Genomic DNA, 13,473 nt, shown 5'->3' with positions numbered 1-13,473 from the left:
TCTGATAACAATACTGGTCGTTCATCACGTTTGTTATCGGAACGATAATGCTGTTCACGCTATCCGGGTTTCCGCGTTTTTATCGTAGATGGCTTTGCATTGGGCCAACTGCTGGTAGAACAGCGTCAGGCTCACCTCCCGGGAGCGGATGACCGCCACCAGCTTTTCGAGGTTGGGCACTTGCCCGGTGTTGGCGGCCTCGTCCCACAGCACCCGCACATGATGGGGCAGGCGGCCCCCGTGTACGTTGTCCGCCCGTTCACAGAGAAGATTGAACATCTGCGAAAAGGCAAGGGCCACGATAAAGTTGTAGGTGGTGTCGGTATCGCTGATGATGAAGAACGCCGCCGTCCGTCTGTCCCCCAGCTTGTCAAGCTCCATCTCGTCATAGCTCATAATCTCCCGGAGTTGCGGGATGTCAAATGGGGCCAGCCTTGCGCCACAGCTAATAAGTATGGAGCGGGCAGTCTTGCCTGTGACGAGTTGTCAAGGACTTTTTAATACTGTTCACAGAATATTCAAAAAATTGACACAGCAAAAGCCGGGGGCCTTATGGCTCCCGGCCTGCTCATGCGGCTCTTACTCCTGCGCCATCATTTGGCGGACTTCCTCACGGAGCATACGCTTGATTTTGTCCTCCATCGTTTCAGTGCTGGTTTCGCTGAAATGCGCCCACACAAGGTAGGTGGTTTTGCCGATTTTCTTCACCATTGAGGGCGGGGTGTCCGGCTTGGGTCGGGGGAAGGTCATGCCTGCGGTAGCGTTGGGAAGTTTGTTTGCCATAGGCGGCTCCTTTCAGTCCATCAGATTTTTCAGACGTGCCAGCTTGTCCTGTGCCGTTGCCCTGCGGAAGTTCTCGCCGGAAAAACGGATAGGGGCGCACATCTCCAACAGCCGGTCATAGATGCGGGCGTGGGCGGTGTCCTGGGGGTGCTGCAAATCCTGAAGGGACAAGTTCGTGGTGACGATCAGCGGCCTGCGGCTGCGGTAGCGGCTGTCAATCACGTTGTAGACCTGCTCCAATCCGTACTCCGTCCCACGTTCCATTCCAAAATCGTCCAGTATCAGCAGCGGGGCGCGGCAGAGGCGGGCTATGTACTCGTTGCGGCCCTCAAAGCTGGCGGTTAGGTCGTTGAGTATCAGGGCAAAGTTCGTCATGCGGACGGCCACTTCCTGTTCCATCAGGGCATTGGCGATACAGCCCGCAAAATAGCTTTTGCCAGTCCCCACGCCGCCCCACAGCAGATAGCCGATGTTTTCCGCCCGTATCGTCGGCCAGTTCTCAACGTAAAAGCGGGCGTGTTTCATCTGCGGGCATTTGCCGTTGTCATTGGCAAACGTCCACTCCCTCATGGCGGGGTCAGTAAAGCCCCAGCGCTTCAATTCGGCCACGGCCTGACGGTGACGGCGGGCCTCCTGCTCCGCCGCCTCCCGGTCGATGCGCTCCTGCTCACAGCGGCAGGGGTGGGGGAGCAAGCGGCCCTCCAACGGCGGGGCCTCCATGCGAAACTGTTTCGGGGTGCGGCACTTGCCACAGTACAAAAGTCCGTCCTCGCCGGTGTAATCTCCCGGCTCCAGCCGGGTCACGGTGGTGCGCTTGATGATGCTGTCAAAATCATTCATAGGCTCTCGCCCTCCTTGCACGAATAGTCAGATATGCCGCCCTTTCCCTTTCGCCTGTCCTCCTTGGCCCAACGGCGGATGGTAGCGGCGTGGCTCTTGTAGATCTTGCCGGTGGAGGCCATGTACTCAGATAATCGCTCGATGTACTCCTGCCAGACGGTGGGGAAGTCGGCTTGCAGTTCGGCAACCTCATCCTCCGTCAGAAAGACATTCTCATAGCGGCCTCGCGCGCGGGCGCACGCGCCCTCTCTCCCGTAAGGTAATTCACTCAGGTTAATATGGGCATGAGGATTGCCGGTTCCCTTGTCGTGGATGGCAAAGTCGGCGCACATTCCAGCGTCAACAAAATTGTCTTTCACGAAAGAGCGGACAAGGGCAAGCTGCTCCGTCCTGGACAACTCAACCGGCAAGGCCACTTCAATTTCCCTGGCAAGCTGGGCGGTGCTGGATTTCTCGATTTGCTCCACGCTGTTCCAGAGGGTGGAGCGGTCTGCGAACGCTGGCGGGGCGTGGGCGGGCAGCATGATTTCTGTATGGACAACACCGCCCTTGCGGGTGTAGTCGTGGGTCATGCCGTCCCACTCGTTTACCAGCTTTTCGCCGCTCCGATAGGCGGCAGCGGCCACAGCGGACTTGCCCTGGCTCCGCTGGATAATTTGGATGGGACAATGGAAAATTGCCGTAAAAACGCACCTCCTTTCAGTGCTGGATATTTGCCCCGCCGGAAAGTGACAGACGCGCAGCGGGTGTCACTTTCTGGCGGGGGTGCGGGGGTTTGGGGGTGTCAACCCCCATCGCGTCCGAAGGACGCAACAGCCCCCGGCAGGGCGCACGACACCGGCCACGGTGTATAAGTGCGCCATTCGGACTGGGGATTACTTCTCACCCCCCAGTTTCCGGTGGTTTTTCCGTCAATTCCTGCGCCCCCGGCAAGCGGGACAGGGCAATCAAGAACGCCTTGACTTCCTCACCCTCCATATCAACGACAGGGGGAAAGACGGCCTCCAAAATAGCGCCTCGGCCAATCAGCCGGTGCGTCCTGGCCCGGTGTTCCTCGCTACGCTTTTTGTTCAGCAAAATCTTCTGGCGGTTCTGCAACTGGCCGATTTTCTTCTCAATCTCCTGTTCCTCCTGGGGCTTGCCCATAGCTGTCAAGCCTCCTTTTCCAGCCAGCCATTTTGGGCGAAAATCTTCTGCAATTTTTTGAGTGCGCCGGTCACGCTGTCACAGGCGCAGCTTCCGCTGATACCCTCGTCCGCCGCAATCTCCCGGAATTTCTTTTTCAAAACATACCGGGCATGGAGCCGCCGCGCCTGGGTGGGGGATAGCTGTGAGATGGCCTCCGCCAGACGTTCCAGCAGCAGTTCTTCAGCGGCCTCGTCAATCTCCCGGATCATCAAATCTTCCGGGGACTGCACCAGGAACATGGCATGGTTCTCAATGCCAGGACTGCAATCCATAGAGTAAACATGATAGTAACTTTTCTGGCCCTCCTGCCGGTTCTCATAGAGCCGACATTCCTCCATGACGGCGGCAACCTCGTCCGGCACTTCAATGAAAGTGTCCTTGGTGTAGAGCGGGTAGTAGTGCTTTCGCAAATTGATGATCGCCATGCCGCCCTCACTTTCCCTGTGGGTGGTCTGCGTAGTAGCGGCGCAGATTGCACAGGCCACGGCGGATGGACAGACACACGTTGCTGTTGTGGACGCGCTCACGGTCTGCGATCTGCTGCTGGGTCAGCCCTCCCAGATAGTAGGCACAGAGGCGGCGGGCCTGGGTGGGGGTGGCGTAGGCCAGAGCCTCCCGCAAAGCAGCGGCCAGCCGGTCACGCTCGGCCCGTTCTTCCGCCAGCATGACAAGCTGCTCCGGGGACGGGCTGTGTTCCAGGGCATAGTTCTCCGTCCAGTCGAAAGCGTCCAGCGAGTAGAACGCTCGATGATACCGCTTGCGGCGCTCATGGTTCCGCATTTCCCTGACGGACTGGCACAGCACGTCAAAGACTTCCTCACTGACCTCCACCAGTTTGTCCTGCTGATAGTGGGGATAGTGGAGCCGTAGGTTGATGACTTTCATTTTGACCTCCTAAATGACAGGAGGGACAAGCAGCCGAAACTGCTTGTCCCTCCCGGTGATGGAGCTAACGCCCCTCACCTTATAGCCCACTTAGGGGGTCTGCCGACAAGGTGTTTACCGAAAGATTTTGAAAAACTTTTTGCGGACGGCTTCAATGCTCAACTGCACAGCCTGCTTCGAGCATCCGCACATTTCCCCAATCTCGGCACAATTAAAATCGTACAACGCATAGAGCAAGAACCGCTCCCGCTGGGTGTCGGTACAGAGCGCCAGCACCGCCAGAATTTCATCCAGCGTTTCCCGCTGGCAGACCAGTTCCTCCGGCGTGGCGCAGTAGGGCAAGCGGCCCTCGGTGCTGATTATGTACTCGTCACACTCGCGCCCGTCCCAATACCGCTGACGTTCCCGGTAGAGTTTCCGATTGTTCCGCTTGGCCTGTTCCAAATAGCCAGCAACCTCGGCGCTGACCTCAACAGAAACAAACCGCCCATTGATTTTGATGGTAATTTCCATCGTCCTTTCCTCCGTTCAGATTTTTGAGGTCTGAACGGAGGGGGCGGGGAGCGGCAACGGGGAAAGCCGTTCTTTATTTCAAAGCAAAGCCGACAGGAAACGACAGCGCCCGCACAGCGTTGTACTGTGCGGGCGCATGAAGTGACATAGTTCTTTATATACTTACATATTTCGTGTTTGCAGCCGGAGTAACCCGGTGGCGGGGCTATACTTTTTTTGACAGATTAAAGGGGGTTAGGATAAAAGGGGACATAGCGATACCTCCCGGATACCGCCGTGTCCTTAAAAATGGGCGACTTTAACACGCCCTCCGTATCCTCTTTTTCAAAAAGAAACGGCGGTTTGAAATTTCAAAACCGCCGTTTACCCATGGCGCAAAGACTTAAATAGCGGTTTCGCGTGGAAACAGAAAGAACCGATAAACCGTGATTTTTCACAAGTTTATCGGCTCTGCGTCTGTGCGTCTGGCTCTCTTATAATTGACATATTCAGTTGTTGAACCGTGATTAGAGTTTCTTGTCTGCACTTGGGGCAGTATAGCGGGAAGTTTATCAGGATTGTATCTACGCGCAGCCTAAGCCTTGTCTTATTGCCACAGACAGGGCATAATAGCCATTTTTCTTTCCCCATAAGGTCATCCCCCCAGTGCTTTGAGCTTGATTTTCGCATTGCAGTTTACTTTCAGCAGGGCGGCTTGGTAACGTGCTGTTTCCTGCTCGATATACTGCTGACGGGCATCGCAAATGATCTGCCTATCATCGGTAACAAAATAGCCCCGATATGTTTTTGAAATTACCCTGCGCTCAATAAGTACGCATAGAGCTTTCCGCATTGTGTCCTGGCTGGTGCTGACTTCCCTCACAAGAGCAGAAGTGGGGGAAAGTTTACTTCCCATGGGAATAGTCCCATTTATGATTTTGAAAAGCAGCTCATTTGCCAGCTTGTGATATATCCGTTCACTTACAGAAATGTCCCATCCCATAATAACCTCCTACGCGGCAATCGCTACTTTTTGCGGTTCTTCCACGCCTTGTAGATTGCATTAGCAACGGGCAGCAGAATACAAATGATTACAAACCATTGCGGAAAATGCGGCATTGTTCTTCCTCCTTTCTCATACCAATTTGAAAAATGCAGCCAGTACACAAATAGCGGCGACCAAAAGTGAAGCAATGATCCGGGAAGCAGAAAAACTATACAGTTTTTCCGGGTGTTCCATATCATAGCGAACAGTAACCGAATCCCCGACCCGTGATGCCATTGATACTTGAATACGATTTTTTGAACGATAGGTTTTTTCGGCCACAGTGTATGTGAGTTCAGCCCATTTTGAATTGCGGGCTTTCGCCAGCTCCGCATTTGGCATTTTGATAGATGATATAGTCCCAATAGTCTGTCCTGTTTTCCCGCGCTTCAACAAAAGCAGCAGCGCATTGGCCAAAGCAAAGCAGACAGCGACAGCGGCGATAGCGTAAAGAAAAATAGCGTCTTTTCCCATACTCAATTCCTTTCGCCCTATGCTAAATCCACTTTGTCATAAAATTTTACAGACAGGCAGGCGGATATGATAAGAAAGGCAATCCCGGCTAAAATCATGCCACCATATACGAAAATCGGCGGGGCCGTAAACAGGGCATCAAAATTCATACCCTCCATTTTGAGTAGTGCCGCTGTGAGAACGGGGGAGGCCATGATAATGACAACAAATGCAAATTTCGTTTTTTCATAGCCCAGCTTATACTGTGTCGGCAGGTAAAGGCCAACGACAATAGCCGTTATCAGGAACATCAGCGCCAGCGCATCCAGGCGCAACGCCCCTAACTGCGGAGCCACCATTGTTTCAATTCCGAAAATCAGACAGCAGATCGCATAGATAAGCATACAGAAAATGTACTTTGACAAAACAAGGAGCCTCCGGGGGTATGGAGCGGCGCACAGCAGGGCGGACGCTTTGGGGCATTGATACTCTTTGAGCGAAACATACTGCAACAGCATGAATACCGCAAAAATGACGGAAAGGATAAAGCCCATCACCCCGCCGTATTCCGGCGCTCTCCAAAGCATGACCGGCGGAATTGCGATAGCCGCCACCAGCATAAGCAGCACATATTTTTTTACAATCAGGAAGTCCTTTTTCACCAGATGGAACAGCATTATTTGTTCCCCCCTTCAATGTTTCCCAGCATAATATCCTCAATCGCGGGGCGCTCAATCATCGCGTCCGGGAGCATACGCTGTACTTCTGCTACTTGCTTTGTAATGCCCGTAAATCCAAAAGCTGTCTCATAAATGTTCAAAAACAGCTTACGCAAATCCGGGGTGAGCGCCCGAACATCACCTTTGACAATCCGATATGTGTCCAACAGAGTATCTTTTTCCTCCTGGAACACGATGCTCCCATTGTCGATCATGATAAGCATATCCGCAATTTTATCAAGGTCAGATGTGATATGCGTTGAAAAGAACACCCCTTTGCCGCCCTTGCTCATGTACTCCGTCAGGATTTTCAAAAGCTGACTTCTAACCAGGGGGTCAAGGCCGCTGGTGGGCTCGTCCATAATCAGCAGCTCGGCCTCGTGGGAGAGCGCCAGAGCAAGCGCATATTTCATCCTCATGCCCTTGGAAAGCGTATTGATTTTTTGCTTGGGGTCAAGGGAAAACATATCCATGTACTGCTTGAAATCCCGTTCCGACCATGCGGTATAGGCAGGAGCAATAATGCTTTTCATTTCAGACAGGGAGAGTTCCTCATAAAAGCAGCCATCATCCAGAACGATACCCAGCCGGTCTTTGATCTGTCTCTCGTTCTGCTCCATGTCCAACCCAAAAAACTGAATTTTGCCAGCCTCTTTGTCGGTGAGCCGCAGGAGCGTCCGCAGGGTAGTGGTCTTGCCCGCGCCATTGACGCCAATAAAGCCCGTTATACAGCCCTCCGGCAGAGAAAAGGCAACGTCTTTCAACGCGAAATTGCCGTAGCTTTTCCTCAACCCGGACACTTCCAAAATGTTGTCCATGTCAATCCTCCTCGTACAAAATGTTCATCATTTCGTTTAGTTCCTCTTTGCTGATTTTGAGAGTTTTAGCGATCTGGATCATGTCCAGCATTTTTGCCTCGACCAATCGGCGTTTGGAATCCCGCAGTAATTCTAAGTTGCTGGCGGTTACGGAGGTTCCGATACCCACTTGGCTTGAAACAAAGCCCTCTTTCTCCAATTCCTCATAGACCCGCCGGATTGTCAGCACACTGACTTTCAAATCGTTGGCAAACGCTCGGATAGATGGTAGCGGGTCGCCTTCTACCAGTTCTTCTTTGAGGATTGCATCTTTGATCTGGTCTTTGATTTGCTGATAGAGCGGGGTGTCGGAAGTATTGGAAATCAGTATTTTCAAATTTCGCCCTCCTTCTGATGTGATGCATTAACATACACACTATAACATTTATACACTTAATTGTCAATAGTGCATTGATGCGAGGGAGAAAAATCTTTTGAAGAATAGGAAAAGAAATGCTACTAAAATATAAAATTGCACTTCGTTCTCATATACGCCCCCGAAATGCAAAATAATATGAAGGTGATGTGAGAATGTTCCAATATGAAAAACGCCTGGATTGTCATGCCCTGGGCAAAGAAATCAAACGTAGGCGCAAGGCCAAAGGCTGGACACAGGAGCATTTGGCCCAGCTTGTAGACCTCACTCCCCGCTCCATCATGTATATTGAAAACCGGGGCCAGCACACCAGCCTCAACTCTTTTTACAAACTCGTCACTCTTTTGGATATTTCCGTAGATGAATTTTTCTACCCAGACAGGCACAACGGAGAGGACGAACGCCGGAAACACCTTGACCGTATGCTGAACGGCATGGACGAAAAAGAGCTTATCATCATGGAGGGGGCCGCAGAGGGCATCCGAAAAGCCAGAGAACACCCGGAGTAAACGGCAGCACGAGGCCAGTTGTGGTTAGCCTGTGCTGCCGTTTTCATTATGTCATTTGAGTTTATCAAGATACGCCTGCCGCTGGACGCTCACCCTTGCCAAATCGTCATAAGTAAGCTCACGGCGGGCCAATGTAGCTTTGTATTCCAGCCAACCGGTCAGGTCATAAATCAGAGCGTCCGCCATGCTCTCCGGGGTCGGACACAACTGTGTGCCTGTCCACTCCATGCAGCGGTCATCCCACTCTAAAATCGTATAGCCGTGGGAGGTCATAACGATTTCATATGCGCCGCTTTCTTCCAAAAAATCTTGAAACACAGCCATTACTTTCTCAAAGGTCAAATCAGTTTTCATGTTCTTGCCCCTCCCTCAAAGCGTAGGCCGGACTTGCATAGTCGCTTTCCGGGGTTCTTGGCGGGGCAGATCGGCAACATAGTAGAACACGCCCCGTTCTATATCCTCCTGACGGATAGCCGCTTTCTTTGCGTCAATTTTGGCCTTTTTCGCCGCCTTGGTGCGTTCTTCATACTGCCGTTGCCAACCGCTGGCCTTGCGGCGGAGATAGGCTTGATGCCGCCGGTCTTTCAATTCCTCTTTCTTCCGAAGGGCCTCCTGTTCCTCCGGGGTCAACTCCACGTCCCGGAACGCCGGAGGGATGTACTTGCCCACAAAATTGAAATAGACCTCCACCGCCTGGGTGGTTTCGATACTGCCCTTGCGGTCACGCTCATGGACAAGGATTTTCTCGACAAACTCATTGAGCATGGTGTTTGTCATATCCTCAAAGCCCTGGTACTTATCAATCAGTGCAATAAACTTTTCCGCCGATTTCTTCCCTTGGTCGTAGCTGCTGACCGCCTTTTCCAACTCGGCAATCTCGGCGGCAAGCGCCTCCTGCTCCCTGGCGTACTGTGCATCCAAAGCGGCATAGCGGGCATCCGGCAATCGGCCTAAAGCGTTGTCCTCATAAATCTTACAGACTAACCGCTCCAACTCCCCGGCCCGTTTCTGTGCCGCCGACAGCCTCCGCTTTTTCTTTTTGATGTCGCTGTCCTGCTGGCTGGCCTGGGCCTCCTGCACTTCCTGGATGAATGCCGCTCGGTCAGATTTGGCAAAATCAGAAATCGCCTGGAGCATCCCGGAAATCAGGTCAAGCACGACACTCTCATTGATGCGGTGCTGGGTGGGGCAAAGTACCCCAACAGGGGTCTTGCTGTACTGCCCACAGGTATATTGAGAAATGCGCTTGCCGTTGTTGGTACGGTGGACATACATCTTGCCGCCGCAGTCGGCACAGTAGAGCAGTCCGGTCAGCGGTGCGGCCTCGCCGTAGCCGTCCGGGTAGCGCCTGGAATTTCCCCTGATACGCTGTACGTTGTCAAAAGTCTCCTGGTCGATAATAGCGTCATGGGTATTCTCAAAAATTGTCCACTCGTTTTCATCGACATAGTGACTTTTCTTGTCCTTGAAATGCTTGCGGGTCTTGAAATTGATGGTGTGGCCTAAATACTCCCGTTTTTTTAAGATTTCAACAACAGTGGACGTGCTCCATCTGTAAATATCGTTGAACACCTTGTTTTTGTTCACACCCTCGCCGTGGCGGGCAAGATGAACGGCGGGGATTTCGATTTTGTCAGCGGCCAGCCGGGTGGCGATTTGATAGGGGCCGTAGCCCTCCAACGTCATGGCGAAAATGCGCTGGACTACAGCGGCAGCTTCTTCATCCACCAGCCAATTTTCCCGCTTTTCATCCCACAGATAGCCATAAATCACCGTCCCTGTCAGGTGCTTGCCTGTCATGCCCTTGGCCTTGAATACCGATTTGATTTTACGGCTCGTGTCACGGGCGTAAAATTCGTACATAATATTCAAGAATGGGGTCATGTCGTTGTCCCCTTTTTCGGTGTCTACATTGTCGTTAATGGCAATCAGCCGCACTCCCCGCTGGCGAAGAATTTCCATCACTTGGCCGACTTTCAGATAGTCCCGGCCCATTCTGGACATATCCTTGACGATGATGGCCTCCACATTGCCGTCCTCGACTTCCTCCATCATCGCCATAAAACCGGGCCGGTCGAAGCGGGTTCCAGAAACGCCGTCATCCGTGAAGTGCTTGAAACGGAGATACCCATTCCGGCGGGCGAAGTCCTCCAGCATGATTTTTTGATTTTGGATTAAAAAACTCTCCCCATTTAATTCGTCGTCGCGGCTGAGGCGTTCATAGAGCAACGCAATCTTGGTTTTTGCCATAGCACAGACCTCCTTGAATGAAAATATGCTCTAAGCTGTCCTTGCCTATCACCGAAAAATCAGTGAATTAACAAGTCGCTTAGAGCATATATCACCGCTGGCCAGCTTGTACTTTTTGTACTGCTTGACCGCGAAACAGTCCGGCTTGCGCTTTTCCAGCCCGGCGAACATATAGTCCACCGCGTTCATAAAGTCGTCATCGTCCTCCTTGACCTCCATGCCGGAAATCATGTCTACAAGGGTATTCATGTTTTTATCCTCGTCCGGGCCCTCGAAAATGATATAGGCGATAAGAGCGCAGTATAAAAGCGTTTCTGATTTCGTCCAGAACGGGTCGCCCTCCTTGCCCTCGCCTTTGGTGTTTGCTATTAGGGTATTGACAAATTTCAGAATGTCGGCCTCGTTGCGGATATAGGCCAGCGGGTTATAGTGCATAGAGCGGGAAAAATCAATGCTGTTGAAAACCTTGATTTTATATCCCTTTTTCTTTTGCAGGAAATACCCCGCCTGCTCCAGCACCCCGCCTTTTGGGTCTACCACCACATAGGAGGAATGGGCCTGCAAAAGCTGGGGCGTGAGCCAGAACCGGGTCTTGCCGGAGCCGGAGGAACCGACAACACAGCAATTCAGGTTCCGGGCGTTGGCGGGGACGGCGGGCCGGGTGTTGGTGGTGAGAAATTCCGTCCCGGTCAGAATGATGTTGTTCTCAAACTTGGGGTCGGTGAACGGCTTGATGTCTTTTTCCGTTCCCCAGCGGGCCGAACCATACTCTTCATCCCGGCGATATTTTTGGGCTTTCTTGCTTTTCTGATAGATAATCAGCCGGATCGCCACGGCCCCCGCGATGCCAGTGAGCCAGTCAAAAGGAGCAAGCCCCGGCGCGAAGTCGGCAAAGGCCGGGCCGAGGGCCGCCACCATCCCCACCAGCTTGTGGGCCAAATCCGCCCCCGCCGCCAGACGGTAGGCCGTCCCCACCTTTAGGCAGGCCCAGCCGATGAACAGATAGGGGAGGTTGGGGAGCAAAAATTTCTTGATTTTATCTGTCCTCATGGGCGGCCTCCTTTACGCGCTCTTTCTTGTGGGCGGGGTTATGCAGTATCTCGGCGGCGGCCCGTCTGAGCTGTTCCCGGATGGGTACGCGGTCTGTTTTTGCCTTATCCAGCACACGGCGGGAATACTCGGAAAAACAAGCGGTGATTGCGTCCGCCTGCCCGCTCTTGAAGAACAGCAGATACTTGTCCGGCCCGGTCTTATAAAAGGCATAGTCAACATTCCACTTCCGGGCCACCCGGTCAAATTCTTTTGGGGCCCCGGTGAGCTCGATGCTGTTGGTCGCCGCGCCGTGGGCCATGAGCTTTTTCACGGACTGCCTGCCGTGGGGCGTCTGGTGGGCCCGGCGTTCCTTTTGTATCTTCCGGCCAGCCGCCCGGAGCGCATAGGCCAGCACCCGGGCCGAAAGTTTTCCCGTTCTGATAGAAAGTGCTATCGTGCGCCGGGAAACATCCTCGTCAATCAATCAAAACCGCCTCCTTTCATGGGGGATAGGCCCTCCGGCCCTTGGGACAAAATGTCTCGAAGTCACCGCTCATCCCGGCCCGTTTCCGGGTGCTTGCGTTCAGCCTCCAGAGAGGAACGGTCAAGGATGGCCTCATCGTCCGTCATGTTGCGGACGATACAAGGCATATTGGCGAACCCGGCCAGCTCACTGGCCCGCTGGCGGCGGTGGCCCGCGATGATTTCATAGCCCCCGCCCTCCCGGGGACGCACCAGCGCGGGCTGGTGTACGCCGTTGTCCTTGACCGACTCCACAAGCCCTTTCATTTCCGCATCGTCCCGCACACCGAAAGGATGGTCTTTGAACGGGAACAGCTCCGAAAGTTTGAGATATACAATCTCTTCCTTTTCAGCGCGGGTCGCGTCACGGGGCTGGGGCGGCGCTTCCGGCGCAGGCGGGGGAGCGGCGGGGGCCTCTTCCTTTACCGGGGCGGCTTTTGTCCCTTTGCTTTGGGACATTTTGTCTCGAGGTGGGGACGGGGGCCTGTCCGTGGCCGCCTTACCAGCCTTGGACTGGCGGCCACGGCGGGCCCCCGTCCCTCCCGGTTCGCCGGGCCCCGCTTTTTCTTCCTTGGGCTTGCGGCCCCGCTTGGCTTTGGGCTTATCCGGCTCGGGCGTTTTCTCCTTGGCGGCCTTTCCCTTTTTCTCGGGCTCCTTTTCCCCGGCGGCCTTATCCTCCGGGGCCGGGGTGGGCGGCTGTTCCGGTTCAGGCGGCTCGTTCTTTTCCACTTCCGCACGTTCCGCCGCCCGCCGCTCCGCCATCAGCTTTTCAATCTGGTCAGCGGAGACATTCACCGCGCCGGGGACCCCAGCCGGGGCATCCTGGGCGGGCGCATCCCCGGCGGCCTGCTCGGGGACGTTCTCCGGGGCCGGGGGCTCCGGCTCGGGCGTTTCCGGGGCAGGAGCATCCGCCGGGCCAGCATCGAACAAGCTGGGCTGGGGATTTTCCTCCGGGCTCACGTTTAATTTTCGTCTGCCATTCGTTACCTCCTTTTTTAATTTCGTGAATGTTGCACAAATCTTGTGCTAAAAGTTTGTTACTATTTTTTCGCCTCCCTCCCGGCTATCCACGCAAAAAAGCCGCCCGTTTTTTCATGCCGGACGGCTTTCTGCGTAATGTGATGGCTCAAATAATATTTTTTTGTGGTTGCTGGCTCCGAAAAGCCTTGATATTACAGTGTTCCTATTAAAACTCATTCATAGGAAAAGGGTCCCCATTTCCGTAAATCTGTCTGTCCGCGCTACAACTTGCCGGACAGATTTTGCTTGTTGGGAAGTTTCCAAAACCCTCTTGAAAATCCTCTCACTATCTACAACACCGCACAGGGCGTTTTTGACGGAGTTTTGAGAGAAATTCTTCAAAAAGTTTTCCTCGTTTCTTAATACGGGGAAGTTTAAGAAATGCCAATGTTTCCAAAAAAATTGTTAAAAATCTTTCCTATCAGAGTGGTCTGTTGTATACTGGTAAATACTTGTCCTTAAAACCGCAAGATATATGAAAAGCGGAATGAAATATCCTGCT

General features: G+C 53.4%; 17 protein-coding genes and 2 pseudogenes. 1 reads left to right on the top strand and 18 read right to left on the bottom strand.

The window, feature by feature from the left end; genetic code table 11:
• Positions 1-66: 66 nt before the first annotated feature.
• The 14 genes and pseudogenes from D5270_RS15660 to D5270_RS15595 form a co-directional block, all read right to left on the bottom strand.
• Positions 67-486: pseudogene (locus tag D5270_RS15660) on the bottom strand (type IV secretory system conjugative DNA transfer family protein); the annotation flags it as partial.
• A gap of 93 nt (positions 487-579) precedes the next feature.
• Positions 580-750 (bottom strand): transposon-encoded TnpW family protein, encoded by a 171-nt coding sequence (locus D5270_RS15655; RefSeq protein ID WP_243149417.1) that lies wholly within the window; start codon positions 748-750, stop codon positions 580-582.
• 45 nt (positions 751-795) lie between these two features.
• Complete coding sequence (locus D5270_RS15650; RefSeq protein WP_166544965.1) at positions 796-1,623, bottom strand: ATP-binding protein; 828 nt, start codon at positions 1,621-1,623, stop codon at positions 796-798.
• Positions 1,620-2,249, bottom strand: coding sequence for a MobA/MobL family protein (locus D5270_RS17095; RefSeq protein WP_442858617.1), 630 nt, complete (start codon positions 2,247-2,249; stop codon positions 1,620-1,622). Before D5270_RS17095 ends, D5270_RS15650 begins: the two co-directional genes overlap by 4 nt.
• A gap of 256 nt (positions 2,250-2,505) precedes the next feature.
• Positions 2,506-2,769, bottom strand: coding sequence for a DUF3847 domain-containing protein (locus D5270_RS15640; protein WP_166544964.1), 264 nt, complete (start codon positions 2,767-2,769; stop codon positions 2,506-2,508).
• Between the two features lie 5 nt (positions 2,770-2,774).
• Positions 2,775-3,236, bottom strand: coding sequence for a sigma-70 family RNA polymerase sigma factor (locus tag D5270_RS15635; protein WP_166544963.1), 462 nt, complete (start codon positions 3,234-3,236; stop codon positions 2,775-2,777).
• Between the two features lie 7 nt (positions 3,237-3,243).
• A complete protein-coding gene (locus D5270_RS15630) occupies positions 3,244-3,696 on the bottom strand; it encodes an RNA polymerase subunit sigma-24 (RefSeq protein WP_166544962.1) in 453 nt (150 codons plus the stop codon).
• Between the two features lie 114 nt (positions 3,697-3,810).
• Positions 3,811-4,209, bottom strand: a complete 399-nt coding sequence (locus D5270_RS15625) for an RNA polymerase sigma factor (RefSeq protein WP_166544961.1) — start codon at positions 4,207-4,209, stop codon at positions 3,811-3,813.
• A gap of 441 nt (positions 4,210-4,650) precedes the next feature.
• Complete coding sequence (locus tag D5270_RS15620; RefSeq protein WP_166544960.1) at positions 4,651-4,839, bottom strand: cysteine-rich KTR domain-containing protein; 189 nt, start codon at positions 4,837-4,839, stop codon at positions 4,651-4,653.
• Between the two features lie 4 nt (positions 4,840-4,843).
• Positions 4,844-5,191: a GntR family transcriptional regulator gene (locus D5270_RS15615; protein WP_166544959.1), complete on the bottom strand. Its 348-nt coding sequence runs from the start codon at positions 5,189-5,191 to the stop codon at positions 4,844-4,846.
• Between the two features lie 132 nt (positions 5,192-5,323).
• Positions 5,324-5,707, bottom strand: coding sequence for a DUF3592 domain-containing protein (locus tag D5270_RS15610; RefSeq protein ID WP_166544958.1), 384 nt, complete (start codon positions 5,705-5,707; stop codon positions 5,324-5,326).
• A 17-nt stretch (positions 5,708-5,724) separates the two neighbouring features.
• A complete protein-coding gene (locus D5270_RS15605) occupies positions 5,725-6,363 on the bottom strand; it encodes an ABC-2 transporter permease (protein WP_207709411.1) in 639 nt (212 codons plus the stop codon).
• Positions 6,363-7,223 carry an ABC transporter ATP-binding protein gene (locus D5270_RS15600; protein WP_166544957.1) on the bottom strand — a complete coding sequence of 287 codons (861 nt, stop codon included), beginning with the start codon at positions 7,221-7,223 and terminating at the stop codon, positions 6,363-6,365. The genes D5270_RS15605 and D5270_RS15600 overlap by 1 nt, the downstream gene beginning before the upstream one ends.
• A gap of 1 nt (position 7,224) precedes the next feature.
• Complete coding sequence (locus D5270_RS15595; protein WP_166544956.1) at positions 7,225-7,599, bottom strand: GntR family transcriptional regulator; 375 nt, start codon at positions 7,597-7,599, stop codon at positions 7,225-7,227.
• Positions 7,600-7,793: 194 nt separating this feature from the next.
• On the opposite strand from D5270_RS15595, the gene D5270_RS15590 reads away from it, so the two are divergent.
• Positions 7,794-8,147: a helix-turn-helix domain-containing protein gene (locus D5270_RS15590; protein WP_166544955.1), complete on the top strand. Its 354-nt coding sequence runs from the start codon at positions 7,794-7,796 to the stop codon at positions 8,145-8,147.
• A 51-nt stretch (positions 8,148-8,198) separates the two neighbouring features.
• Here the strand turns inward: D5270_RS15590 and D5270_RS15585 are convergent, their stop codons facing one another.
• The 4 genes and pseudogenes from D5270_RS15585 to D5270_RS17180 all read right to left on the bottom strand — a co-directional run bounded on the left by D5270_RS15585 (position 8,199) and on the right by D5270_RS17180 (position 12,911).
• Positions 8,199-8,501 (bottom strand): hypothetical protein, encoded by a 303-nt coding sequence (locus D5270_RS15585; RefSeq protein WP_166544954.1) that lies wholly within the window; start codon positions 8,499-8,501, stop codon positions 8,199-8,201.
• Between the two features lie 15 nt (positions 8,502-8,516).
• Positions 8,517-11,447: pseudogene (locus D5270_RS17325) on the bottom strand (recombinase family protein).
• Positions 11,434-11,913 carry a PcfB family protein gene (locus D5270_RS15570; protein WP_442858616.1) on the bottom strand — a complete coding sequence of 160 codons (480 nt, stop codon included), beginning with the start codon at positions 11,911-11,913 and terminating at the stop codon, positions 11,434-11,436. Before D5270_RS15570 ends, D5270_RS17325 begins: the two are co-directional and overlap by 14 nt.
• Before the next feature lie 62 nt (positions 11,914-11,975).
• Positions 11,976-12,911: a ParB/RepB/Spo0J family partition protein gene (locus tag D5270_RS17180; RefSeq protein ID WP_330587547.1), complete on the bottom strand. Its 936-nt coding sequence runs from the start codon at positions 12,909-12,911 to the stop codon at positions 11,976-11,978.
• Positions 12,912-13,473: the final 562 nt, after the last annotated feature.

Source organism: Acutalibacter sp. 1XD8-36, assembly GCF_009917525.1.
Classification (GTDB): domain Bacteria; phylum Bacillota; class Clostridia; order Oscillospirales; family Acutalibacteraceae; genus Acutalibacter.
This window is presented reverse-complemented; position numbering and strand designations above follow the sequence as displayed.

What these genes read in the sequence shown, in the direction of transcription:
- D5270_RS15650 (WP_166544965.1), bottom strand. Translation starts at nt 1,623, where the DNA reads ATGAATGATTTTGACAGCATCATCAAGCGCACCACCGTGACCCGGCTG.
- D5270_RS15625 (WP_166544961.1), bottom strand. Translation starts at nt 4,209, where the DNA reads ATGGAAATTACCATCAAAATCAATGGGCGGTTTGTTTCTGTTGAGGTC.
- D5270_RS15620 (WP_166544960.1), bottom strand. Translation starts at nt 4,839, where the DNA reads ATGGGGAAAGAAAAATGGCTATTATGCCCTGTCTGTGGCAATAAGACA.
- D5270_RS15605 (WP_207709411.1), bottom strand. Translation starts at nt 6,363, where the DNA reads ATGCTGTTCCATCTGGTGAAAAAGGACTTCCTGATTGTAAAAAAATAT.
- D5270_RS15615 (WP_166544959.1), bottom strand. Translation starts at nt 5,191, where the DNA reads ATGGGATGGGACATTTCTGTAAGTGAACGGATATATCACAAGCTGGCA.
- D5270_RS15585 (WP_166544954.1), bottom strand. Translation starts at nt 8,501, where the DNA reads ATGAAAACTGATTTGACCTTTGAGAAAGTAATGGCTGTGTTTCAAGAT.
- D5270_RS15655 (WP_243149417.1), bottom strand. Translation starts at nt 750, where the DNA reads ATGACCTTCCCCCGACCCAAGCCGGACACCCCGCCCTCAATGGTGAAG.
- D5270_RS15635 (WP_166544963.1), bottom strand. Translation starts at nt 3,236, where the DNA reads ATGGCGATCATCAATTTGCGAAAGCACTACTACCCGCTCTACACCAAG.
- D5270_RS15640 (WP_166544964.1), bottom strand. Translation starts at nt 2,769, where the DNA reads ATGGGCAAGCCCCAGGAGGAACAGGAGATTGAGAAGAAAATCGGCCAG.
- D5270_RS15600 (WP_166544957.1), bottom strand. Translation starts at nt 7,223, where the DNA reads ATGGACAACATTTTGGAAGTGTCCGGGTTGAGGAAAAGCTACGGCAAT.
- D5270_RS15590 (WP_166544955.1), top strand. Translation starts at nt 7,794, where the DNA reads ATGTTCCAATATGAAAAACGCCTGGATTGTCATGCCCTGGGCAAAGAA.
- D5270_RS15610 (WP_166544958.1), bottom strand. Translation starts at nt 5,707, where the DNA reads ATGGGAAAAGACGCTATTTTTCTTTACGCTATCGCCGCTGTCGCTGTC.
- D5270_RS15630 (WP_166544962.1), bottom strand. Translation starts at nt 3,696, where the DNA reads ATGAAAGTCATCAACCTACGGCTCCACTATCCCCACTATCAGCAGGAC.